We start from the raw sequence: 23285 nt of genomic DNA, 5'->3' as shown, positions 1-23285 counted from the left end.
GGTCCTCCCTTGAGGGGCTGCCGGGCGGAGGGGCCGGCCCGATACCGGACCCGCCGAAATCCTCCCGCGCGCTTCCCTCATCCCCGGCTGTTTGATATAGCGCAATTGGTTGCGACTGAGACCATGTTATGCAGTTGCAACTGCAACAGTCAAGGGCCCTGCGGGGCCGACGTCTCACGTTACGGGTCCAAGGCCATGTCGAAGCGCAAGGTTGAAAGGCTCAACCTCCTGAAATTCATGCCGTTTCGCCTCAATCGGCTGGCGGCGGAATTCTCCACCGCGCTCGCGGCCGAATACATGGCGCGCTACAAGATCGACATTCCTGAGTGGCGGGTTCTGGCCACCCTCGGCCTGCACGATGCGCCGCGCAGTGCGCAATATGTGGTCCGCTGCACCCGCACCCACAAATCGCGCATCAGCCGCGCGGTGAGCGCGCTGGCGGAGATGGGCTATGTGGCGCGCCTCGACAGCGCCGACGATCGCCGCGAGGTGATGCTGGAGCTGACCCCGCAGGGCCGCGCCATCTATGGCGAACTGGTGCCGCTGCTGCTGAAGCGCGAGGAAGCCATCCTCTCCTGCCTCACGGCGGAGGAGCAGGCCCAGCTCGACCACCTCATGGACAAGCTGGAAAAGAGTTTCGACCTGGTGCAGTGCGCGGACTGACGGGGCCGAGCGACGTCCACCCCTGCAGCGCCTGAGCCTCACCCCCGCTCGACCAGCGACTGGGCGCGGGCGAGCACCTTGTCCATGGCCCGCTCCAGCACCTCCCGCTCGCCGGCATCGAGATCCTGCAGCAGATCGTGCTCCCGCGCCTGCGCGAGGGGCACGATCTTGCGGAACAGGGTCCGGCCCGCGGGTGTGAGGGTGAGGATCTTGGCGCGCCGGTCGGCATCATCGGCGGCGCGGGTGATGAGGTCCGCCTCCTCCAGCCGGGCGACGGCGCGGCTCACCTGCATCTTGTCGAGGGTGGAATAGGCGCTGATGTCCTTTGCGGCCATGGCGCCGTTCGCGCCCAGGGCGGCCAGCACCCGCCATTCGGCGCGGCTGATGCCGAAGCGGTCCGCATAGAGCTGCGCCACTGCCATGGACACCCGCTCCGCCAGCACCGCGAGGCGATAGGGGAAGAAAGCGCCGAGCGCGAACGGCACGCCCTCGTGTTTCGCCATGCCGCCGGCCTCCCCCTCCTCATTGATAACGTCGGTGACTTATACATCACCGCAGTGCGTTTCGGCGAGCGGGGCCGTTTGGCGCACTTGCGCAGCCGTCCGGATGAAATCGTCTCATCTGCAACGAATTCAGCTTGCGCCATATAGTAACGTTTGTTACTTTTTATGCCGGCCCCACACAGCCCAACAACGAACGGGAGGACGACATGCTCGTCGAGAAGATCCATCACGTCGCCTATCGCTGCCGGGATGCGAAGGAGACCGTCGATTTCTACCGGGACATCCTGGACATGGAGCTGGTCGGCGCCATCGCCGAGGACAAGGTGCCCTCCACCAAGGCGCCCGATCCCTACATGCACATCTTTCTGGATGCGGGCGCCGGCAACATCCTCGCCTTCTTCGAGCTGCCCAATTCCCCGCCCCAGGGGCGCGACCCCAATACCCCCGAATGGGTGCAGCACATCGCCTTCCAGGTGGGCAGCGTCGATGCGCTGGAACAGGTGAAGGCGAAGGCCGAGGCCGCCGGCATCGATGTGGTGGGCCCCACCGATCACGACATCTTCAAGTCCATCTATTTCTTCGATCCTTCCGGCCACCGCCTGGAACTGGCCGCCTGGACCACCACCCCCGAGGTGCTGGCGCGCCTGAAAGCGGTGGCGCCCGCCATGATCGCGGATTGGGCGCAGACCAAGACGCCGCCGCGCCACGCCGCCTGGCTGCACGAGAAGGAATTCTCTGCGCACTAACGCGCTGCGCCGCCCCTCTAAGCGGCGGCGCGGGACCACGAGAGGCCACAAAGGCCCGGATCCATTTTGAGGAAACGTTCGGGAGACCGGCTCCGATGATGAGCACTTATAGCTATCCGAAGTTCGCCTATCGCATCTCGGCCGAGCAGGAAGCCGGCCGCCTCGCGCGCCATCCGGTGGTGGTGATCGGCGCCGGCCCGGTGGGTCTCACAGCCGCCCTCGATTTCGCCAGCCGCGGCATTCCCACCGTGGTGCTGGACGACAACGACACCGTCTCCATCGGCTCGCGCGCCGTGTGCTATGCCAAGCGCCCGCTGGAGATCTGGGACCGGCTCGGCTGCGCCGCGCCCATGGTGGAGAAGGGTATTTCGTGGCGCATAGGCAAGGTCTTCTTCGAGGAGGATTTGCGCTACCAGTTCGATCTTCTGCCCGAACCGGACCACAAGATGCCGGCCATGATCAATCTCCAGCAATATTACCTTGAGGAATATCTGGTGGAGACCTGCACGGCCTCGCCCCTCGTGGACCTGCGCTGGAAGCACAAGCTCATCTCCCTCCATCAGGACGCCGATGTGGCCACGCTGACGGTGGAGACGCCGGATGGCGTGTTCATGCTGGAAGCCGAATGGGTGGTGGCCTGCGACGGCGCCAATTCGAACACCCGCCGCATGGTGGGCGCCGAATTCAGCGGGCAGGCCTTCATGGACCGCTTTCTGATCGCCGATGTGGTGATGAAGGCGGCATTCCCCACCGAACGCTGGTTCTGGTTCGATCCGCCCTTCCACCGCAACCAGTCCGTCCTCCTGCACCGGCAGGCGGACGATGTGTGGCGCATCGACTTCCAGCTCGGCTGGGAGGCCGATCCGGTGGAGGAGAAGAAGCCGGAGAACATCATTCCCCGCGTGAAGGCCATGCTGGGGCCGCAGGCGGATTTCGAGCTGGAATGGGCCTCGGTCTACCAGTTCGCCTGCCGGCGCATCGACAAGTTCCGCTATGGCCGCGTGATCTTCGCCGGCGATGCCGCGCACCAGGTTTCGCCTTTCGGCGCGCGCGGCGCCAATTCGGGCGTGCAGGACGTGGACAATCTCGGCTGGAAGCTGAAGCTGGTGCTGGACGGCCTCGCCCCCGAGCGCCTCCTCGATACCTATCACGACGAGCGCGCACTGGCGGCGGACGACAACATCGCCCATTCCACACGCTCCACCGACTTCATCACCCCCAAGACCGCCATGAGCCGGCGCTTTCGCAATGCCGTGCTGGAACTCGCGGGCGTGCATCCCTTCGCCCGGCCACTGGTGAATTCCGGCCGCCTCTCCATGCCGACGCCCTATCTCCACTCCGTGCTCAACACACCTGACGAGGACGCCTTCGCCGGCCTCATGCTGCCGGGAACCGCCTGCGCCGATGCGCCGGTGGAGGTGGACGGGCGGGACGGCTGGCTGCTGCCGCTGCTGGGCCACGGTTTCACGGTGCTCACCTTTGGTGAGGCGTCAGTGTCCGGGATCGAGGCCGGCGCCATCCGTGCGGGCGTGCTGCGGGTCGGCCACGATCTTCTGGACACAAAGGGGCTGCTGGCCGACCGGTACGATGCCGCTCCTGGCACCACCTATCTGATCCGCCCGGACCAGCATGTCGCAGCGCGCTGGCGCACCTTCGACCCCGAGAAGATCACCGCGGCCCTGCGCCGCGCCATCGCCGCCTGAGGAGGACACCATGCTGGATCACACCACCCGCGCCGGCCAGGGCGTGCCCCGTCTCGTCCTCACCCCCAACATTCCCGATCCGGACGGCTTCTATGAGGAGCTGATCGAGCGCCAGCGCCACCTCACGGAGGAGGAGGCGCAGGACATGAATTGCCGCCTCATCCTCATCCTCGCCAACCATATCGGCGTGCGGACAGTGCTGAGCGAAGCTCTGACGGCGGCGACGGCATAGGTTAATCCCCTGCAGACGAAATCCTCTGCCGTAGAATGTGAACCGGCATAGGTCTCGCCGCGTCGACGGTAAGCCGGCCCGACGTCATGATGCCAGCATCAGCACCGTCAATAGTCCTGGTGGCGGGGAGACTGCTGTCGAGGGCAATGCGTTGATGTCCCTCGACAGCTCCCGTCTGTCCATCCCGCTTTGCTCGGTGCATGATCACGCCGAGGAACGTGCGGAATTCAGGGCGCCATCCGAGATGACGATCAGTGGTATCCGATTGCCGCCTATAGTGGAGATGTCCGGGCGGTTAGAGATGGCGGGCTTCTCATTCTCCATCATGATGCGCATTCGGGCGATTTGGTCGGTCATGCCGCCATGCTTACGGGCGCCCTATCCAATCCAGGGCATAGGGACGTTCTCCGGCCTCACGCGGAACATGCTCGCATTCAGCATGTTCCGCCTCCTCATCGCCAGCCGCCCTCTGGAGAAATCGGGCCAATGCCGCTTTCCGGGAGCCGCGATCCAACGCATAGGCGGTCTGCTTGAACTCGACTCCGTCGAGCAGCCCCTGAATGTAGCCGGAGATCGTATCGGCGGCCATGATCAGGGCGGTATCGAGCGTATGGATGTAGTTCGCTAGGTCCTGTTGACGAATAGGATTCCGCTTCGGGCCAAGGAATGATTCAAGGTCGCTTTCGGAGGGCGGCGGCGTTGATTCGAGACCTGATGAGCGACGAGGAGTGGGCGTTCTTCGAGCCATTCGTGACGAGGCGAGGCCCACACAGCGGCCGCCGGCCGCAGGATCATCGCCGCGTCCTCGACGGCGTCTTCTGGATCGCGCGCACCGGTGCCCAGTGGCGCGATCTGCCCGAGTTCTTCGGAGAATGGTCGTCGGTCTATCGGCAGTTTCGCCGGTGGACACTCTGTGGGCTCTGGGATCTGCTGCTCGAGGTGCTGAACGACACCGAGGGCGTCGGTGAGACGGTCCAGATGATCGACAGCACCGTCATCCGGGCGCACCCCTGCGCCGCCGGCGCAAGGGGGGGCTCCAAGACAGGGTCTCGGGCGCTCGCGAGGTGGGTTTTCGACCAAAATTCATCTCCGCACCAACGGCGCCGGTCTCCCCGTAGCCGTCGACATCGCACCCGGCCAAGGCTCCGATTACACCGGCGCTCTGCCTCTGCTCGATGCCGGCGGGCCGGAGCCGAAGGTTCTTCTCGCCGATCGCGGCTACGATGCCGATGCCATCCGCGAAGCGATGGAAGTCCGCGGCATCACCCCGATCATTCCGATGCGGCGAAGTCGGAAGGTGCAGTTGCCCGTAGACGACCACGTCTACACGCTCCGGAACCGGATCGAACGTTGCTTCAACAGGTTGAAGAACTGGCGCCGTCTCGCCACCCGCTACGACAAGACCGCCGACAGCTACCTCGGCTTCGTCCTCATCGCCGCCGTCCGTCTATGGATGCGCGTATTCGTCAACAGGACCTAGCCGGAAAGGCGGGGTAATTAGTGCCAGTAGCCCCATCGCCTCTGGCCGACCCAGCGCATCCTTCGTCGCTTTGAGTTGCGCGTTCGCTGCTTTCGCTTCGGCTAAGACCCTTTTGCCAGCGATTCGCAGCGTGTTCATGGCTATCGCGGGCGGCAGATCATGCACCTTCACCGTCACTGTGCCGAATATTACCGGTGCGCCCATATGCGTGTGGCGCGAAAACATCTCGCCAACCGCCTCCGACGTCTCCTCGGATGCCGCCCGATCTGTGGTGAGCGACTTAACCTCGACGATCACATCCTCCGCCGGGAACAGGATATCTGCGATCTTGCCCGTATAGCCGGGCACCGTGTGACTCTCAATCGGCTCACCCCCCGCGGCGGTGAGCACCGCAACCATAAGCTCATGCTGGTTCATCCGGCGTTCGCCCTCTTTCCGCGCAGCTTTTCCTCGAAGGAAACGATCAAACAACCTCAAAAGACAATGATCAATGGATAAGCGCTTTCAGTAAGGTAAGTCCACGCCGCGAAGGACTGCTTTGTCGGCGGATGTAGCCATCACGTAGATGTGAACCAAATGTCCGTTTTTTGTTTTGTGCTCCGAAGCGGACAGAACACGATGTTCCAGTTCCAGATGCTTGATCGAGCGGCTCCTTAGGTTGGGCGAACAGGATAGCCACGTCAAACGCCCGAAATGGCCGCCGCTCGCCACCCAAATGCCGCCGTTTTACCGCTACAGCGCGATCACCTATGGCGGCGCTGGCGAATGGCGCAGCGCCGCCGATATTCCCATTCTGCAGGATCGAGCGGAGCACAACCTCAGCTGTGGCGGGCCTGATAAAGGGCGACAGCGTCAGCTCCCGCCGGAAACTGAAGCCGGCCGGACGTATCGTGAACGGCGGCCCAGACGGCCTCTGCGACATCCGTTTCCTTCGTCGTTTGCGCCGGCTTGGCGAAGGCTTCGAAGATCGGCGCAGCGAAACCGGCATAGGCCGCAGGGATGAGATCCTCGACCCGCAGATCGGTGTTGTGCGCAAACCGGGTCGTCGGAGCATAGCCCGGTTCCACCAGCCTTGCGTGGACACCGAAGTGGCCAAGCTCGTGGGCGAGCGAGCCGGTGAAGCCCTCAATCGCCTGCTTGCTGGCGGTATAGGCGGCCGCCAGCGGCATGGAAGCCAGCGTAACGCTCGACGTCACATTGACGATGACGCCGGATCGGCGTTCGCGCATCTGCGGAATGACGGCCTGACACATCGCCATGACACCGAACGTGTTGGTGTCGAACACCTTGCGGATATGCGCCATCGGCGTCGCCTCGAACGCCCCGACGACGCCGATGCCGGCATTGTTGACGAGCACGTCGATCGGCCCGGCGGCCTCGATGGCGGTGACGATGCTCTCTTCGCTCGTCACGTCGAGCGGCAGCATGCGCAGGTTGGACGAAACCGGCAGAAGAGCGGCGTCGGGGCGACGCATGGTCGCGATGACATTCCAGCCCTTGTCGAGGAAGTAACTCGCTGTTTCAAGGCCATAGCCAGAGGATGCGCCGGTGATCAGGATTGTTTGCATGGGAGCTTCCATTCGTTTCGGATGGCTCCGTGATAGCTTCGAAGGTGGAGACGATATATAATCCAAAGTCCATTATCGTTTTCCAATCGTCCATATCGGCAGAGGCAGCCTGGTATCGAGACTTCAGCGTGGCTCGCTCTCGATCCTAGCCGGGTTCAGCGGCACTGCTGCTCCGAGCAAATTTTCCAGGTGGACAGCCGAGCCGCTTTCGAAAGGCCGTGCTGAAGGCGCTGGCGGATTCGTAGCCGATCTCGTCGGCGATCCGGTCCAGCGTCTTGGTTCCACGCAGCAGGGCGTCCTTCGCCAGCGCCATCCGCCAGCGGACGAGATATTCGATCGGGCCGCAGCCGAGGACCGCGCCGAAGCGCGCGGCGAAGGCGGAGCGCGACTGCCCGGCGATCCGAGCGAGACCGGCGACCGTCCAGTCGGCGCGTACATCGGCGTGCATGGCGCCGAGGACGCGCGCCAGAGCAGGATCGCGCATCCCGTTGAGAAGACCGGCGCGATCATCGTCGGTCGCGACACCGCGCAGGCGCAAGGCTTCGATGAGCAAAACCTCCAGCAGCCGCCGGAGGATCATGTCCTTGCCCGGCTCGTCGCCGCTGCATTCCTCCATGATGAGGTCGATCACCCGCCTGAACCGCACCGATCGCCCTTCCGAGGGTGGGACATGGATCGTCCGCGGCAGCAGGGCGAGCAGGAGCGGAGCGTTGGCCGCCTCGATGCGAAAGGTGCCGCCCAGCGATTCGAAGTCCGCCTCTCCCTCCTGCTCGCCATGGCGGGCGGGCACGTCCATCGGGTCGCGCGGCTCACAGGCGATGACGGGATGGCTGCTCAAGGTGAAGGCCGGGGTTGCAGGCAGAAGGAGAAAGGCGCCCTTTTCCAGCTTCAGGGGCTGCTCTCCCTCGAAAGCGATCCAGCATGCGCCTTTCAGAATGATCGTGAAGCCTGGAGCGTCGTGAGCCGCATAGCGAACGCCCCAATGACCCCGCCCAGTAATGGGCTTGGAGATGGCCGTGTTCGGCTGGAGCAGAGCTATCACCTCGCTGAGAGGGTCCATATGGACTGTCCGTAATTAATAGCTGCTGCTCGCTTATATGCCGTCCTACCCTCGTCTTCCAGCACGCAGGGTCGTCAAATCTCGCGGTCTGCCCACCGGGAGCCCGATATCATCGCCGTCTGTCACCCAATCACCGCCGAAAACCGCCAATCTCCGCATCGGGCGAGATATCTGTTGGATTATCAAAGTCTTATCACGATCTCGTAGTGCTCATCTTCGTCGGGCGCCGCCCGCCACTCTGTCTGCCTTATGCGATTGGTATTTAAAGGCTTTTCGCTCTCTCGAAGAGAACCTGCCCTAGCATCTGCCCCAGCGCTGGCGCCGGATTCCGGCGGGTTTAAGCGAACAAAGGCGGGCATCAGCCGGGTGATTTGCAGGACTCGTCGGTGCCCGCGAATCTCAAGGGCACACCCGATTGTGATCCCGTCGCCTGGCGGCTTGGCCTCTTGTAACCCGTTCATGGCCAAGACAGGTGGCCGAGTCCCTTTAGCGGCACCAAATTTTTCAATGCCTTAAGGTCGAGACTCGATCAAAGTCAGAAGGCGAGAGTGGTTGCGAGCGCCGCAGCGGAGAGCAGGTTGGCGGCCAGCCGGGTATGGACGCACCGGAAGTCCTTGAGGCGACGGGTTTCGGCCACATCCTCAACGGAACTCCAGTGCCACGATGCCCAGCCAAGCTCCCCAAGAGGCAATGCGGCGCCAAAGCTGCCCACCAGCGGCTCGCCCCCGCGCCTTCTTTTTGTCTTCAGTTGACCCGAAGCGGCCCCTCGACGTCGCTTGCAGCGACGTCAGCTTTGCGCGCGATGGCGGTCGTTCGCCGGCCCGACTTCAAAGCCTGGGATCAAACACCTAGAGGGGCAGATAAACTGCATTCGCGACCGGATAGCTGACCGTCCGAAGACGGCCCCAAACCGGCTATTCGTGATAGCCGCTGCGACCTTCCGCTTATGGCGCATCCTGCAGGTTGAAGTGGATGCCCCCTGGGCTATCGAAAGGACAGAACGGTTGCGCCACTGACTTTGCCGCCCTTAACTATACAGCCACACCGTGCAGGTTCAGATGGTAGCGCGTGTATCGGCGCTCGCCGCTTCGCGTCAGGGCGCCTTGTTCCACCAGATCGTGCAGGTCGCGTGTGGCGGTGGGGCGTGAGGTGCCGGTGATCGCGAGGTAGTTTTCCGCGCTCAGGCCGCCCGTGAAGCCACCGGGGCCCTCGCGGAACAGGCGGGCGATCACCTTCTCCTGCCGTTCGTTCATCCTGTCGCGGAAGCGATCGTAGAAGTGCGCCTTGGCGATGTGGAAGGCGACGCGGCTTAGCGTCGTCTGCTGGGCCGCGATGATCGTTTCGGCAAAATAGACCAGCCAGTCCGTGACATCGAGCGTCCGCTGATGGACCTCGAGCTGATCGTAATAGGCCTTGCGATGCTGCTCGATGGTATGGGCGAGCGCGATCAGCGTCGGCTGGCCGATGTTCTGGGCCAGGGACTTTTCCGCGAGTGTTCGGCCTACACGGCCGTTGCCGTCCTCGAAGGGATGGATGCTCTCGAAATAAAGATGTCCGATCCCGGCCCGGGTAAGTGCCGGCAAGGGCGCGTCCCCGTCCGGGGCCGAGCCATTGAACCAGGTGAGATAGGCGGCCATCTCGTCCGGAACCCGAGGGGATGGAGGCGCCTCGAAATGCACGGTCGGCCGATCCTGGCGGCCGGACACGATCTGCATCGCGTCTTCATGGCGACGGTAGCCGCCGATGGTCTCCAGATGCCGGCTGTCCGCCATCAGCATGCGGTGCCAGCGGAACAGCGTGTCGGCGTCGAGGGGGTCGGCCCAGCTCCGGTAGAGATCCACCATCATCTCCGCGATGCCCCGCTCCTTCGGCTTCACGTTGCGATTGTCGGTGTCGAGGCCGAGCTGACGGCGCAGGGAGGATTGCACGCTGAGGCGATCCAGCGTCTCCCCTTCGATCGCGCTGGTCTTGACCGCCTCATCGCTGAGGAGTTCGATCCGCAGCAGGTCCCGCTCGCCCTCGCTCACATGCCGGACCGCACCGATCACCTCGCCGGTGAGCAGCAGGAACCGCCGCTCCAGCGGTTCGAGGGCAACCGGATCATAGGCAAAATGCGGCCAGCCGGGCTGCGTCCAGTTCCACACCATGAGCGATAGAATTCCTCTCTATAGCTCACATAATAGCGGAATCATGATCGATAGATAGCCGTCCTATCGCTCACGGTAGTGCGAAGGAGAACTGAGAGCGTGATGCCGGGTCGATAACGTGACGCGCGCGACCAAGGGATGAAAGGTCCACCTGCTGCCGAGTGCTTTCCAATCTGCGATACGATCGAATGGGGATCAGGGATGGCACATGGGATTCGGCGTTTTCATTCACCGCTCGGACTCGATCTATGACGATAGCCCGGCTGAGCGGTATCAGTTCCCGCGCCCATATCTGGGGCGGGTCGAGGCCTGCGTAGGGGACTGGATCGTTTATTACGAACCCCGGAAAGTGGCGGAGACCCGCGGCTATTTCGCGATCGCCAGGGTCCAGCGCGTCGTTCCCGATCCCACCGCTCCGGGTATGTATCTCGCCCTCATCGAACCGGGCAGCTATATGGATTTTGCCAGCCCGGTGCCGTTCACCGATGCGGATGGCGTGGTCGAACGCGGTGTGCTGAACGCGGACGGGCGCATTTCAGGGCGTGCGCAAGCCGCCGTGCGTCCACTCTCGCGGGACGATTTCAACCGGATCGTCACTCTCGGGCTGAATGACAGCGAGCCGCTGCTGCCCCGCGTCGACGAGGGTGCGTCCCTCTCAGGCTTTGAAGAAGAACAGGCGCCATTCGCGTTCGAGCAGCCCCGCGAGCGCGTCGACACTCTGTCCTCTCGCATCGTCCGCGACCGCATCTTCCGGCGCGTCGTGCTGCGCGCCTATGACGAGCGCTGTGCCATTAGCGGGCTCAAGCTGATCAATGGCGGCGGGCGTGCCGAGGTGGCCGCAGCGCATATCCGCCCGGTGGAAGCGAATGGCCCCGACATCGTCAGCAACGGGCTGGCGCTGTCGGGTACGGCCCACTGGATGTTCGATCGCGGGCTGATCAGCCTCTCGGATGATCTGGATATTCTCATTTCCCGGCAGACCAACGATCCCGATGGCGTGCGCGCCTTCATCAATAAAGACGGCCGCGCCATCGCGCCCCGCAGGCTGATCGAGCGGCCCCATCCCCATTTCCTGCGCTGGCACAGGGAGCATTGTTTCAAACCTTGAAGCGGAGGCTCCCTATGCCGCTTCCGATAACCGGACAGCCGTTTCCGCCGTTCGCCTGTCATTGCACGCCACGCTGCGACGCGGATCGAATCCTGTTGAACCGGCCCAATATCGGGCTCTTTTAATCATCCCCGACCGGGATGAGATCGTCTGTTCCCCGGCATCGTCGGGGGGCAGATGGCGGCATCACATCATCATCAGGGTTTTGCCCGCGGCGCGCGGATGCTGCGCACGGCGCTGGGTCCGGCGATCGCCCGGCATCTGGAAGACCCGGCCGTCGTCGAGGTGATGCTGAACCCGGACGGGCGGCTGTGGATCGACCGGCTCTCGGAGGGACTGTCAGACACGGGTGGGCGGCTCTCGCCCGCTGACGGCGAGCGCATTGTTAGGCTCGTCGCCCACCATGTCGGCGCGGAGGTGCATGCGGGCGCCCCGCGGGTTTCAGCCGAGCTGCCCGAGACGGGAGAACGGTTCGAGGGCCTGCTGCCGCCGGTCGTGGCGGCCCCGACGTTTGCCATCCGCAAGCCCGCCGTCGCGGTGTTCACGCTGGAGGACTATGTCCGCGCCGGGATCATGTCCGGCGGACAGGCCCATGCGCTGCGCCGGGGCATTGCGTCCCGCACCAACATCCTAGTGGCCGACGGCACCTCGACGGGCAAGACGACGCTGACCAATGCGCTCCTCGCCGAGGTCGCGAAGACCTCCGATCGCGTTGTTCTCATTGAGGATACACGCGAGCTGCAATGCGCGGCGCCGAACCTCGTCGCCCTGCGCACCAAGGACGGCGTCGCCTCGCTCTCGGACCTCGTCCGTTCGGCGCTTCGGCTGCGTCCCGACCGCATCCCCATTGGCGAGGTGCGCGGCGCGGAGGCGCTCGACCTCCTGAAGGCCTGGGGCACCGGCCATCCCGGCGGCATCGGCACCATCCATGCCGGCAGCGCGCTCGGCGCGCTGAGGCGGGTGGAACAGCTCATCCAGGAAGCCGTCGTCACCGTCCCGCGCGCGCTGATCGCCGAGACCATCAGTCTCGTGGCCGTGCTCTCGGGCCGCGGCGCGGCGCGCCGGCTCACCGAACTCGCTCATGTCGAGGGCCTTGGCCCCGATGGCGACTACCGCGTCACCCCTGTCATCACCGGAGATCCCACATGATCCGATCGCTCCATCGCGCCGGCAGCGCAGCCCGGCTGGCCGCGTCTGTCACCTGCATCAGCCTGATGGCCATGGCCAGCGCTCACGCCTCCGGCTCGTCCATGCCGTGGGAGGCGCCGCTGCAATCCATCCTTCAATCGATCGAAGGCCCCGTCGCCAAGATCATCGCCGTCATCGTCATCATCTCGACCGGGCTGGCGCTGGCCTTCGGCGACACGTCGGGCGGCTTTCGCCGGCTGATCCAGATCGTGTTCGGCCTGTCGATCGCCTTCGCCGCCTCGAGCTTCTTCCTGTCGTTCTTCTCCTTCGGCGGCGGAGCGCTCGTCTGATGGCGGAGCCGATCGACGTCCCCGGCTTCAGCGTTCCGGTCCACCGGGCGCTGACCGAGCCGATCCTGCTCGGCGGCGCGCCGCGCGCCATCGCCATCGTCAATGGCACGCTTGCCGGGGCCGTGGGTCTCGGCCTGCGCCTGTGGCTGTTCGGTCTCGCCATCGGGATGATCGGCCATGTCGCGGCGGTGTGGGCGGCGAAGCGTGATCCGCTCTTCGTGGAGGTGGTGCGTCGGCATCTGCGCATCCCCGCGCACCTCTCGGTCTGAGCGGGGTGCCATGATGATGAACCTCGCCGAATATCGCAGCCGCAACCGCCGCCTTGCCGATTTCCTGCCTTGGGCAGCGCTGGTCGCGCCCGGCATCGTGCTGAACAAGGACGGCTCGTTTCAGCGCACGGCGCGTTTTCGCGGGCCGGACCTCGACAGCGCCGTGCCCGCCGAGCTGGTCGCGGTCGCCGGGCGGCTGAACAACGCCTTCCGCCGCCTCGGCTCGGGATGGGCGATCTTTGTGGAGGCGCAGCGCCATGCCGCCGCGACCTATCCGGCGAGCGCCTTCCCCGATGCCGCCTCCGCTCTGGTCGATGCCGAGCGGCGGGCGGACTTTGAAGAGGCCGGAAGCCATTTCGAGTCGAGCTATTTTCTGACTTTTACCTTCCTTCCGCCGGCCGAGGACGCGGCGCGCACCGAAGGTTGGCTTTATGAGGGGCGTGACAAGGCGAGCCTTGATCCCCATGAGACGTTGCGTGGCTTTGCCGACCGAACCGATCGGCTCCTCAACCTCATCGACGCCTTCATGCCGGAATGCCGCTGGCTCGATGACGGCGAAACGCTGACCTACCTGCACAGCTGCCTCTCGACGCACCGGCACCGTGTCCGTGTACCGGAAACGCCGATCTATCTCGACGCGCTGCTGGCTGACCAGCCGCTCACGGGCGGGCTGGAGCCACGCCTTGGCGACCAGCATCTGCGGGTGCTGACCATCACCGGCTTTCCGACGGTGACGACGCCCGGCCTACTTGATGAGCTGAACCGCCTGGCCTTTCCCTATCGCTGGTCGACCCGGGCGATCCTGCTCGACAAGGCGGATGCGGTCCGGCTGCTCACCAGGATCCGTCGCCAGTGGTTCGCCAAGCGCAAATCCATTGCCGCCATCCTGAAGGAGGTCATGACCAATGAGGCCTCCGTCCTCGTGGACTCGGATGCCGCAAACAAGGCTGAAGATGCCCACCTCGCGCTGCAGGAACTTGGCGCGGACCATGCCGGCATCGCCTATGTCACCGCGACCGTTACGCTGTGGGATGCCGATCCCCGCATTGCCGACGAGAAGCTGCGGCGGGTCGAGAAAATCATCCAGGGTCGCGACTTCACGGTGATGACCGAGACCATCAATGCCGTGGACGCTTGGCTCGGCAGCTTGCCCGGGCACGTCTACGCTAATGTCCGCCAGCCGCCGATCTCGACGCTCAATCTCTCGCACATGATCCCGCTGTCAGCGGTGTGGGCCGGCGAGAGCCGCGACGTGCATTTCGATGCACCGCCGCTGCTGTTCGGCAAGACCGAGGGCTCGACCCCGTTCCGATTCTGCCTCCATGTCGGCGATGTCAGCCATACCCTCGTCGTCGGCCCGACCGGCGCGGGAAAGTCTGTGCTGCTGGCGCTGATGGCGCTGCAGTTCCGGCGATATCCGAGAGCCCAAGTTTTCGCCTTCGACTTCGGCGGCTCGATCCGGGCTGCGGCGCTTGCCATGCGCGGGGACTGGCACGATCTCGGCGGCGGCCTCAGCGAGGGGAGTGCGGAGAGTGTGTCGCTTCAGCCGCTTGCGCGCATCGATGAAGCCGCGGAGCGCGCTTGGGCCGCCGACTGGCTGAACGCCATCCTCACCCGCGAAGGCGTCCCCATCACGCCGCAGGTGAAGGAGCACATCTGGACGGCGCTGACCTCGCTCGGCTCCGCGCCGGCCGAGGAGCGCACGCTGACAGGCCTCTGCGTCCTCCTACAGTCCAACGATCTGAAGCAGGCACTGCGTCCCTATTGCCTTGGCGGCGCATGGGGCCGGTTGCTGGATGCGGAGAGCAAGCATCTGGGTTCGGCCACGGTCCAAGCCTTCGAGACCGAGGGATTGATAGGGACGGAGGCCGCGCCTGCGGTGCTCGCCTATCTGTTCCATCGGATCGAGGACCGGCTCGACGGATCACGGACCCTCATCATCATCGATGAAGGCTGGCTGGCGCTGGACGATCAGGGTTTCGCCGGCCAGCTGCGGGAATGGCTGAAGACCCTGCGCAAGAAGAACGCCTCCGTCATCTTCGCCACGCAGTCGCTCTCAGATATTGATGGCAGCGCCATTGCCCCGGCGATCATCGAGAGCTGCCCGACACGCCTTCTGCTCCCCAATGAGCGGGCCATCGAGCCGCAGATCACCGCCATCTATCGCCGCTTCGGCCCGATGCGGATATCCTTAACGGTTGCACAAGGGAGGAGATTCAATCATCAGGAGGATAGGCCATTTGATTTTCAATAAGTAGGGTTGAACGATGCCCAAGCGCAGCATCACGGATCAGGAAATCGGGCTGATCAAAGCCATGCTCGCACGGGGCATGAAGAACAAGGATGTCCAGTTCTTCTTCAATCGCCCGGATCGCGCGGTTAACTCGGGCCGAATCTCGCAAATCCGGGACGGATCCTATGGTGCGGAAGTGCCGCAAGCGACCGATGCCGACTTGGACGCCTTCATCGCCGCGCCCAAACCGGAAGGGCACATAGCTGCTGTGGGCATCCCGACAGCCATAGCTTCGCCCCCGCCGAACGAAGGGCCAAAAGGCCCACTCCATAGTGATGTTATCGCAAGCCAGTTCGCGGCGGATGCGAGCGGAACATGGCGGCTGACCAGCGGTGAAACCGATCAGCATGAGTGCAAGACGAGCTTCGGATTCAGGCATTGCCACGAATGGATTCGTGCCATCGCCGCGCTTGCCAACAACCGAGGCGGTTACATCTTCTTTGGCGTCCACGACAAGGATGGTGCAGCGACAGCCGAGAGCGACAAGAGCTATGCCGTCACCGGCCTCATCAACGATGAGTTCGTGAAAGCCGATCCGGCGAACTTCACGAAACTAATTCGGTCCTATCTAGACCCGACGCCGAACGTGCTCACAGTCACCGCCGTTGTGGGGGGCAAGACCATTGGTGTGATGCATGTTGAGCAGCATCCGGGGCGCCCAGTCATCGTGCGTACTGGAGATGGAAAAATATTAAAGGAGGGCGATATTTTCTTTCGATATACAGGAAGCTGCGAGCGCATCAAGTACAGCGACCTTCGCACCATTCTCGATGCGCGAGACGCAGCGTCCCGTCTGGACGTGCTTCCGTTGGTCGAGCGGTTGCTTGCCCTTGGTCCGGCGCGCGCCTTGATTGCCGACTTGGAAAAGGGCGTTTTGGACGATGGGAAGCGGCCGATTTTGATCGATCAGGACTTGCTCAACCAGATTAATTTTATCCGAGAAGGCGAGTTCGATGAGATGGCTGGCGCGCCGACGCTGAAGCTGGTCGGCGACGTGACCGTTGACGGGGCTGCGGTCAAGCCAAACATCGTTCGCGGGCCGATCACGCCCGATGCTGTGCTTCGGAATTGTTTGAGCCGTGAGAAGGTCGGGCACCCCGATGCTTACCTTGCACACTCAGCACATTCCAATCGCGAGTGGCAACCCATTTGGTTTTACATTGACCAAGCGGGCTTGTCGGTAAGCGACGCGGTGGACCTCCTGGCGAAAGAGCCCGCGAGCCAGCCGACGCATCGCGCCGCAGCAATAGAGAGGCTGAGCGGCAAGAAGAGCGCATACAAGGTGAATGCTGGCAAGCCGAAGCAGATCGTCAAGGCACTCGCTGCCGGACAAATTGATGAGCCGGGCAATGATTCAGAGGCTCACAAGTTCGCACTGGCGGTGCAGGGCCTCCCGGACGATACGCCCAATCCACAAGACATCCTTTCCGTCCTGCTGAGATGCTTCGAGCGCGCCACACCTCAAACCTCAGGCAACGGCAATCTCCGCAGCGCGATCTTTCGAGCCGCTTGCCGTCTAGATGAACTGTTGTGGCGGCCAAAAGGGGAGAAATAGCGACCACAACGCGCCGACCGAAGGCCGCTGAGATGGGCGGCACCGGCGTCATCGACACTTTCCTGGGGGTCTTCACCTCCTATATCGACAGCGGCTTCGGCCTGCTTGGCGGCGAGGTCGCCTTCATCGCCACCACGCTCATCGTCATCGACGTGACGCTGGCGGCGCTGTTCTGGTCGTGGGGCGCTGATGACGACATCATCGCCCGGCTCATTAAGAGCCCGTTTGGAAATTCAGGGATGTGCATTTCTCCGGGCCAGATTTGCGCCCATGGCGACGAGGATCGTGGCGGTTGAGACGTCGATGCGGCGCTCATAGTCACGCACAAGGCGGCGCCATCGGGTCATCCAGCCGAACGTGCGCTCGACGACCCAGCGGCGCGGCAGGACTTCGAAGCCCTGCACGCCATCGCGGCGGCGGATGATCTCGACGACGAAGGCGAGATAGGCCGCCTTGTCCATGAGCGTGAGCCGGTCGTAGGCGGCGTCGGCGAAGAGGTGCTTCACCCACGGCCAGCGCTTGCGGATCGCATCGAGGATCATCTGTGCCCCGGCGCTGTCGGAAATGTCTGCGGTCGTCAGATGGACCATCAGGAGCCGCCCGTCGGTGTCGACCGCAATGTGGCGCTTGCGCCCGACGATCTTCTTGCCGGCATCGTATCCCCTGGCTTCGGCTTGCGGCGCCTTGATCGTCTGGCTGTCGATCACCGCCCCCGTCGGGCTCGCTTCACGCCCCGCCCGCTCGCGGTCGAGCATCAGTTCGACATCGTGGATGGTCTGGAACAGGAAGCGGCGCGCCAGTTCGCGGAACCAGCCATAGACCGTGCGCCAGTGACCGAAATGGATCGGCAGCATCCGCCAGCCGCCGCCTGAACGCACCAGATAGCGCACCGCATTGATGACTTCCCGGAACTCCACCTCGCGGGGCCGCCCCCGGCGTCCGGGAGCCGGCATCAACGGCGCCATCCGCTCCCATTCTTCATCCGTCAGATCCGACGGATAGCGTTTCGTCTTCCGGGCGATCCTGGCCATCCGGTCCCGCTGTTCTGCTGTCCACATCCACAGCTTGAATCATAAGCACGGACAAACAGGAATCCCTGGATAACGAATTTCCAAACGGGCTCTAAGAAGACCCTGTTCGTCGGCGTCTTCGCCTATATCATCGGCAACTGGAACACCCTCGCCCGCATCGTCTTCGAGAGCTTTGCCGGGCTGGGGCTGAAGGGCTCGGGTACGGCATTTTCCGTCAGCGACCTCATGCGTCCCGGCAAGGTGGCGCAGACCGGGCTCGATGTCGGCCGTCCCTTGCTCGACTCCATCTCCGATTTGATGGGCTGGGTCGCCTTCTTCGAGAACTTCATCCAGATCGCCTGCCTGCTGTTTGCCTGGGCGCTGGTGCTGCTCTCCTTCTTCATCCTCGCCGTCCAACTCTTCGTCACCCTGATCGAGTTCAAGCTGACGACGCTCGCCGGCTTCGTGCTGATCCCCTTCGGCCTGTTCGGCAAGACCGCCTTCATGGCCGAGCGGGTGCTGGGCAATGTCGTGTCCTCCGGCATCAAGGTCATGGTGCTCGCCGTCATCATCGGCATTGGCTCGACCCTGTTCGGCCAGTTCACCGCGGGGTTCGGGGGACAGACGCCGACCATCGACGACGCGATGGCCATCGTGCTGGCTGCGCTATCGCTGCTCGGTCTCGGCATTTTTGGTCCCGGCATTGCCGCCGGCCTTGTCTCCGGTGGCCCGCAGCTGAGCGCAGGCGCTGCGGTCGGCACCGGCCTCGCCGCCGGTGGCGCCATGCTGGCCGCTGGCGGTGCCGCCAGCCTCGCAGTCCGGGGCGGCGGGGCCGCCCTCTCGGCGACGGCGGCTGCGGCGCGAGGTGGAGCGACCGCCTACAGCCTTGGTTCCGCGGGCCAGTCCGGCATGGCGGGTGTCGCCTCGGGACTGGGAGGCGTCGCGCGCGCCGCAGGCTCCGCCGCCGTGTCACCGCTGGCGAACACCATCAACGGCACGGCCTCGGCTTCCTCGGCCGATGACGTGCCCGACTGGGCCAAGCACATGAAGCGCGGCCAGTCGCTTCGCCATGGCGTCTCCGCCGCCGCCCATGCTGTGCGCTCCGGTGACAGCCATGCCGGCGGCTCTTCCGTCTCCCTCAATGAGAGCGACCGCACATGAGCCTATTCAAGCGACCCGCGACCCATTACGGCACCTCGCCCGAGCCGGTCACGCCCTATCAGAAGGCAGCACAAGTCTGGGACGAGCGCATCGGTTCGGCCCGTGTGCAGGCCAAGAACTGGCGGCTAATGGCCTTTGGCAGCTTGTTGCTCTCGGCCGGCTTTGCCTCGGCGCTGATCTGGCAGTCGACGAGGGGTACGGTCGTGCCCTGGGTGGTCGAGGTGGATCGTCTTGGACAGACGCAGGCCATTGGCCCCGCCACCGGCGATTATCGCCCGACCGATCCGCAGATTGCCTGGAATCTTGCCCGCTTCATCGAGCAGGTGCGCAGCCTGCCGGCCGATCCGGTGATTGTGCGGCAGAACTGGCTTCGGGCCTATGAGTTAACCACCGATCGGGGCGCTGCCGCGCTCAACGACTATGCCCGCGCCAATGATCCATTCACGCGGGTGGGCAAGCAGCAGATCGCGGTCGAGGTCTCCAGCGTGATCCGGGCCTCCCCGGATTCATTCCGCATCGCCTGGGTCGAGCGCCGCTACGAGAACGGCCAGCTCGCCACCACCGAGCGCTGGAGCGCAATCCTGACCCTGGTGATCCAGCCGCCGCGCGATGCCGAGCGTCTGCGCACCAATCCGCTCGGCATCTATGTCAACGCCATCAGCTGGTCGCGGGAGATGAGCCAGTGAAAACGTCTTTCCGTAAACCCGCATCTCCGGCTCTGCGCCAATCCGCCTTTGTGGTTCTCCTGCTCTCCGCAAGCGCACTTGGCGGTTGCGCCTCGGCGCCGAAGCCGCCGCAGATCAGCTATGACAGTGACGTTCCGGCGCTGCCAGCAGTGCCCGCCGTCGTCATGGATGAGCGTCCGCGCCCGCTCCATACGCCTCCCGCCTGGACGCCGGCCAAGGGCGGCACGGACGCTAAAACGCCCGTTGCCCGCGTCGAGAACGCGAATGCGGCGGCCCGCGTGGAGCCGCGCCGCGACGGCTATTACAACGCCATCCAGATCTACCCCTGGAGCGAGGGCGCGCTCTATCAGGTCTATGCCGCGCCCGGCCAGATCACCAACATTGCATTGGAGCGGGGCGAGAGCCTGACCGGCAGCGGACCGATCGCCGCAGGCGACACCGCCCGCTGGATCATCGGCGACACGGAGAGCGGCGACGGTGTGAGCCGGCGCGTGCATGTGCTGGTGAAACCGACACGGGCGGACATCTCCACCAACCTCGTCATCACCACCGACCGGCGCAGCTATATGATCGAGCTGCGGGCTGGCGAAAAGCCCTATATGCCGGCTGTCGCCTGGGCCTATCCGCAGGTTCCGGGAGCGCAGCGCCCCAGTGTTCCTCCGACGCCGGTCATCCCGAGCTTCGCCGCCCGCAACTATCGCTACGCGCTCACCGGCGACACGCCGCCCTGGCGGCCGATGGCCGTCTATGACGACGGGCGTAAGGTCTATGTCGAGTTCCCGCGCGGCATCGTCCAGGGCGAAATGCCGCCGCTCTTCGTCATCGGGGCGGATGGGGAAGCGCAGATCGTCAACAGCCGCATCTACCAGAACATACTGATCGTCGACCGGCTGTTCGGTGCGGCCGAACTGCGCCTCGGTGGCGGCGAGCATCCGCAGAAGGTGCGGATCGAGCGCACGGACGGGAGGCCGGCATCATGAGCAACCCCGACAATCATGACCTCGAGGCCGATCTCGGCGCTCCGACCACCGATCACGCCGCGGCGATGCGGCTGCGTCCCGAGCCGCCGCGCGTCACGCGTCTCTCGCGCAAGGTCCTCGCCGGCGCCGGGCTGGTCGTCAGCCTCGGCATAGGCGGCGCCCTGATCTATGCGCTGCAGGGGCGCGACAAGGGCACCGGCGGCGAGGAGCTCTACTCCACCCAGAACCGCTCCACCGCCGATGGTCTTGCAGGCCTGCCACGGGACTACACCGGGCCGATCCTCGGTCCGCCGCTGCCGGGCGATCTCGGCCGGCCTATCCTTGATGCGCAGAACCGCGGCCAGCCCGTCGTGCCGCCGACACTGACGGCGCCACAGGTTGATCCCGAGCAGCAGCGGCGTCTTGCCGAACAGGAAGCCGCGCGGACCAGTCGCGTATTTTTCCAGGCGGCGCAGGCTCGCGCGCAGGCGGCGCCAGTGACGGGCGCTTCCGGCTTCAGCGGCCTTGGCGCAGCGGGACCGGGGGGCGCCCCCTCGACCCAGGATCGCCAGCTTGCCTTCCTCAATGCCGCCGTCGATCGACGCGTGGTCGCATCCGATCGCGTCATGGCGCCAGCATCGCCTTATGTGCTGCAGGCGGGCGCTGTCATCCCCGCCGCGCTCATCACCGGCATTCGCTCCGACTTGCCGGGCCAGATTACCGCCCAGGTCACCGAGAACGTCTATGACAGCCCGACCGGCCGCATCCTGATCATCCCGCAGGGCACACGGCTGCTCGGCCAATACGACAATGGCGTCGGCTTCGGCCAGCGCCGCATCCTGCTGGTCTGGAACCGGCTGATCTTCCCCAATGGCCGCTCCATCGTGCTGGAGCGTCAGCCAGGCACCGATGTGCAGGGCTATGGCGGCCTCGAGGACGGCGTCGACATGCACTGGTGGGACCTCGCCAGGGCGATCGGCCTCTCGACGCTGCTCTCCGTCAGCGCCGAGCTCGCCATGGATGATCAGGATGCATTCATCCAGGCGCTCCAAAGCGGGGCGCAGGACACCATAAACGATGCCGGGCAGGAGATCATCCGCCGGCAGTTGCGGGTCGCCCCGACCGTGACCATCCGGCCCGGCTTCCCGGTGCGGGTCATGGTCACCCGTGACCTCGTCCTCGAACCCTACAGGTACTGACCATGGCGAAGCTGAAGCTCGGACCGATCACGAACGACAAGCCGGTGAAGGTGGCGCTGTCATTGCCTGGCGCACTGCACCGCGATCTTGTCGCCTATGCCGAGGTGCTCGCGCGGGAAACCGGCCAGCCGGTCGATGATCCCGTGAAGCTCGTCGTGCCCATGCTGGAGCGCTTCATCGCCACCGATCGCGAGTTCGCCAAGGCGCGCCGCGAGGCTGGCGGCGCTGCGAGGATCAGCGCGCCGCTGCCCGCTCCTGGGTCATCTTCCGTGTGAGGCTGAGCAAGGTGCGCACCGCCGGGTTGTCGTTGCGAGTCGAGTAAATCACGGAGAACGGGATCGCCTCGCCGGCGAGAGGGCGGAACACCACCTCCGGCAGACCGATGACCGTTTCCGACTCAAGCACCGGCACGATTCCACGCCCCGTGGCGACGAGACCGAGAAGGCTATAGTGCGCGACCTGCTGCGTGCTGATGCGCGGCGAGATGTCGAGTTCCCGGAATTTGCGTTCAAGGAAACCCCGCACCTCATTACCGGAGCCTTCGGTGCGGACGAGAAAGGTCTCATCCACGAGATCGCGCCAGGACAGCACATCCCTCTGGACCAAAGGATGAAGCCGCGGCAGCGCGAACAGGAGTGGTTCGCTCCACGCGGAAATCGCATCACAGTCCGGCCAGCTTTGCCGGCCCAGCACGAATGCGGCGTCGAGATCAAACCGCCGCATCGCGGCCGCGTGGCTTTCGGCCGGCGCTTCGACAAAGTCGATGTCAACACCCGCATAGCGGCTGTCATAGGTCTGGAACAGCTCGCGCAGAAAGCCGGAGGACAGGTTCGAGAACAGCCCAACCCTCAGGTGCCCTTCTTCCGCCCGGCCGAACGCCGCAGCCTCCTCGCCGGCTTCGCGAATCTGATCCAGCGCCTGCCGTGTCCGGCTGAGATACCTTTGCCCCGCCAGAGTGAGGTTCACCCCGCTTGAATGCCGGATGAACAGTGAGACGCCGATCTCATCCTCCAGATCCCGGACGCTCCGGCTGATGGACGATTCCCTGACCTCAAGTGCCACCCCGGCCTTGCGGAAGCTTCCGTGCTCGGCGGCCGCCACGAAATAGCGCAGGTGGCGCAACTCGATCGAGGGCGATAACGGCGCAGCCATCCGGGCTCCGGCGTGTTGAGTAGCTTCTGGATATTGATACTCAAAGTTGCAGCTACGTCGAGAGTTGCAGACCGGCTTTGCATCGCAGCCGTTCCGGGCGCCGCCAAGCGCAGCGCATCGGTGCAGCGTCGCCGCTTAGAAAGCTGCCGAACGCACGCCATGGCATCCGGGAATTTTCTTCCGGGAGCATAGATTCTGCTCAGAATGTCGCGTTCGAGGGAGAATCTAAGCAGAAAACGCCCCGAAGGGCGTTTGCTAACTATCTGATTTTATTGGGAAAATTTGGAGCGGGCGAAGGGATTCGAACCCTCGA

22 protein-coding genes and 4 pseudogenes are annotated in these 23285 nt (G+C 64.4%); 17 read left to right on the top strand and 9 right to left on the bottom strand.

The window, feature by feature from the left end:
- The first annotated feature begins 195 nt into the window (after positions 1–195).
- Positions 196–663 (top strand): MarR family winged helix-turn-helix transcriptional regulator, encoded by a 468-nt coding sequence (locus tag V5F53_RS09255; protein WP_393998694.1) that lies wholly within the window; start codon positions 196–198, stop codon positions 661–663.
- 38 nt (positions 664–701) lie between these two features.
- Here V5F53_RS09255 and V5F53_RS09250 read toward each other — a convergent pair whose 3' ends face one another.
- Entirely contained in the window at positions 702–1166 is a 465-nt protein-coding gene (locus V5F53_RS09250) for a MarR family winged helix-turn-helix transcriptional regulator (RefSeq protein WP_393998695.1), read from the bottom strand.
- A gap of 206 nt (positions 1167–1372) precedes the next feature.
- On the opposite strand from V5F53_RS09250, the gene V5F53_RS09245 reads away from it, so the two are divergent.
- From V5F53_RS09245 to V5F53_RS09235, 3 genes are all read left to right on the top strand, one after another.
- Positions 1373–1912, top strand: coding sequence for a VOC family protein (locus V5F53_RS09245; protein WP_393998696.1), 540 nt, complete (start codon positions 1373–1375; stop codon positions 1910–1912).
- 98 nt (positions 1913–2010) lie between these two features.
- Positions 2011–3615, top strand: coding sequence for an FAD-dependent oxidoreductase (locus V5F53_RS09240; protein WP_393998709.1), 1605 nt, complete (start codon positions 2011–2013; stop codon positions 3613–3615).
- Positions 3616–3625: 10 nt separating this feature from the next.
- On the top strand, positions 3626–3847 hold the full coding sequence (locus tag V5F53_RS09235) for a DUF2783 domain-containing protein (protein WP_393998697.1): 222 nt from the start codon (positions 3626–3628) through the stop codon (positions 3845–3847).
- 204 nt (positions 3848–4051) lie between these two features.
- Here V5F53_RS09235 and V5F53_RS09230 read toward each other — a convergent pair whose 3' ends face one another.
- Both V5F53_RS09230 and V5F53_RS09225 read right to left on the bottom strand, forming a co-directional pair.
- Complete coding sequence (locus V5F53_RS09230) at positions 4052–4204, bottom strand: hypothetical protein (RefSeq protein WP_393998698.1); 153 nt, start codon at positions 4202–4204, stop codon at positions 4052–4054.
- Between the two features lie 10 nt (positions 4205–4214).
- Positions 4215–4472: pseudogene (locus V5F53_RS09225) on the bottom strand (hypothetical protein); the annotation flags it as partial.
- A gap of 41 nt (positions 4473–4513) precedes the next feature.
- Between V5F53_RS09225 and V5F53_RS09220 the strand changes: the two are divergent.
- A pseudogene (locus V5F53_RS09220) lies at positions 4514–5327 on the top strand (IS5 family transposase).
- Here the strand turns inward: V5F53_RS09220 and V5F53_RS09215 are convergent.
- The 4 genes from V5F53_RS09215 to V5F53_RS09200 all read right to left on the bottom strand — a co-directional run bounded on the left by V5F53_RS09215 (position 5295) and on the right by V5F53_RS09200 (position 10102).
- Positions 5295–5744 carry a hypothetical protein gene (locus V5F53_RS09215; protein ID WP_393998700.1) on the bottom strand — a complete coding sequence of 150 codons (450 nt, stop codon included), beginning with the start codon at positions 5742–5744 and terminating at the stop codon, positions 5295–5297. The pseudogene V5F53_RS09220 and the gene V5F53_RS09215 overlap by 33 nt on opposite strands.
- Before the next feature lie 401 nt (positions 5745–6145).
- Positions 6146–6895, bottom strand: coding sequence for an SDR family oxidoreductase (locus tag V5F53_RS09210; RefSeq protein WP_393998701.1), 750 nt, complete (start codon positions 6893–6895; stop codon positions 6146–6148).
- Between the two features lie 145 nt (positions 6896–7040).
- On the bottom strand, positions 7041–7955 hold the full coding sequence (locus V5F53_RS09205; protein WP_393998702.1) for an AraC family transcriptional regulator: 915 nt from the start codon (positions 7953–7955) through the stop codon (positions 7041–7043).
- Between the two features lie 1031 nt (positions 7956–8986).
- The gene (locus V5F53_RS09200) at positions 8987–10102 is read right to left on the bottom strand and encodes a Fic family protein (protein WP_393998703.1); all 1116 of its coding nucleotides are present in this window, start codon (positions 10100–10102) and stop codon (positions 8987–8989) included.
- A gap of 208 nt (positions 10103–10310) precedes the next feature.
- On the opposite strand from V5F53_RS09200, the gene V5F53_RS09195 reads away from it, so the two are divergent.
- The 7 genes and pseudogenes from V5F53_RS09195 to V5F53_RS09165 all read left to right on the top strand — a co-directional run.
- Complete coding sequence (locus V5F53_RS09195; RefSeq protein WP_393998704.1) at positions 10311–11210, top strand: HNH endonuclease; 900 nt, start codon at positions 10311–10313, stop codon at positions 11208–11210.
- Positions 11211–11387: 177 nt separating this feature from the next.
- Positions 11388–12359, top strand: a complete 972-nt coding sequence (gene trbB, locus V5F53_RS09190) for a P-type conjugative transfer ATPase TrbB (protein ID WP_393998705.1) — start codon at positions 11388–11390, stop codon at positions 12357–12359.
- Complete coding sequence (locus V5F53_RS09185; RefSeq protein WP_393998706.1) at positions 12356–12688, top strand: TrbC/VirB2 family type IV secretion system protein; 333 nt, start codon at positions 12356–12358, stop codon at positions 12686–12688. Before trbB ends, V5F53_RS09185 begins: the two co-directional genes overlap by 4 nt.
- The gene (locus V5F53_RS09180) at positions 12688–12957 is read left to right on the top strand and encodes a VirB3 family type IV secretion system protein (protein ID WP_393998707.1); all 270 of its coding nucleotides are present in this window, start codon (positions 12688–12690) and stop codon (positions 12955–12957) included. The genes V5F53_RS09185 and V5F53_RS09180 overlap by 1 nt, the downstream gene beginning before the upstream one ends.
- A 13-nt stretch (positions 12958–12970) precedes the next feature.
- Positions 12971–15211: a conjugal transfer protein TrbE gene (gene trbE / locus V5F53_RS09175; RefSeq protein WP_393998710.1), complete on the top strand. Its 2241-nt coding sequence runs from the start codon at positions 12971–12973 to the stop codon at positions 15209–15211.
- Positions 15212–15224: 13 nt separating this feature from the next.
- Positions 15225–16805, top strand: a complete 1581-nt coding sequence (locus V5F53_RS09170; protein WP_393998708.1) for an AlbA family DNA-binding domain-containing protein — start codon at positions 15225–15227, stop codon at positions 16803–16805.
- Positions 16806–16837: 32 nt separating this feature from the next.
- Positions 16838–17023 (top strand): annotated as a pseudogene (locus V5F53_RS09165) (P-type conjugative transfer protein TrbL); the annotation flags it as partial.
- Between the two features lie 15 nt (positions 17024–17038).
- Here the strand turns inward: V5F53_RS09165 and V5F53_RS09160 are convergent.
- Positions 17039–17863: an IS5 family transposase gene (locus tag V5F53_RS09160; protein WP_509212946.1), complete on the bottom strand. Its 825-nt coding sequence runs from the start codon at positions 17861–17863 to the stop codon at positions 17039–17041.
- Between the two features lie 66 nt (positions 17864–17929).
- Between V5F53_RS09160 and trbL the strand changes: the two are divergent.
- The 5 genes and pseudogenes from trbL to V5F53_RS09135 form a co-directional block, all read left to right on the top strand.
- Positions 17930–18976: pseudogene (gene trbL, locus V5F53_RS09155) on the top strand (P-type conjugative transfer protein TrbL); the annotation flags it as partial.
- Positions 18973–19662, top strand: coding sequence for a conjugal transfer protein TrbF (trbF, locus tag V5F53_RS09150; RefSeq protein WP_393998277.1), 690 nt, complete (start codon positions 18973–18975; stop codon positions 19660–19662). The pseudogene trbL and the gene trbF, both read left to right, overlap by 4 nt.
- On the top strand, positions 19659–20642 hold the full coding sequence (gene trbG / locus V5F53_RS09145) for a P-type conjugative transfer protein TrbG (RefSeq protein WP_393998276.1): 984 nt from the start codon (positions 19659–19661) through the stop codon (positions 20640–20642). Before trbF ends, trbG begins: the two co-directional genes overlap by 4 nt.
- A complete protein-coding gene (locus V5F53_RS09140; protein ID WP_393998275.1) occupies positions 20639–21820 on the top strand; it encodes a TraB/TrbI/VirB10 family type IV secretion system protein in 1182 nt (393 codons plus the stop codon). The genes trbG and V5F53_RS09140 overlap by 4 nt, the downstream gene beginning before the upstream one ends.
- A gap of 2 nt (positions 21821–21822) precedes the next feature.
- Positions 21823–22095 carry a DUF2274 domain-containing protein gene (locus V5F53_RS09135; RefSeq protein ID WP_132034523.1) on the top strand — a complete coding sequence of 91 codons (273 nt, stop codon included), beginning with the start codon at positions 21823–21825 and terminating at the stop codon, positions 22093–22095.
- On the opposite strand, the gene V5F53_RS09130 is transcribed toward V5F53_RS09135, so the two are convergent.
- Complete coding sequence (locus V5F53_RS09130; protein ID WP_393998274.1) at positions 22055–22972, bottom strand: LysR family transcriptional regulator; 918 nt, start codon at positions 22970–22972, stop codon at positions 22055–22057. The two genes, V5F53_RS09135 and V5F53_RS09130, sit on opposite strands and share 41 nt — an antisense overlap.
- Positions 22973–23285: the final 313 nt, after the last annotated feature.

It is taken from the genome of Xanthobacter cornucopiae (assembly GCF_043195065.2).
Lineage (GTDB): Bacteria > Pseudomonadota > Alphaproteobacteria > Rhizobiales > Xanthobacteraceae > Xanthobacter.
This window is presented reverse-complemented; position numbering and strand designations above follow the sequence as displayed.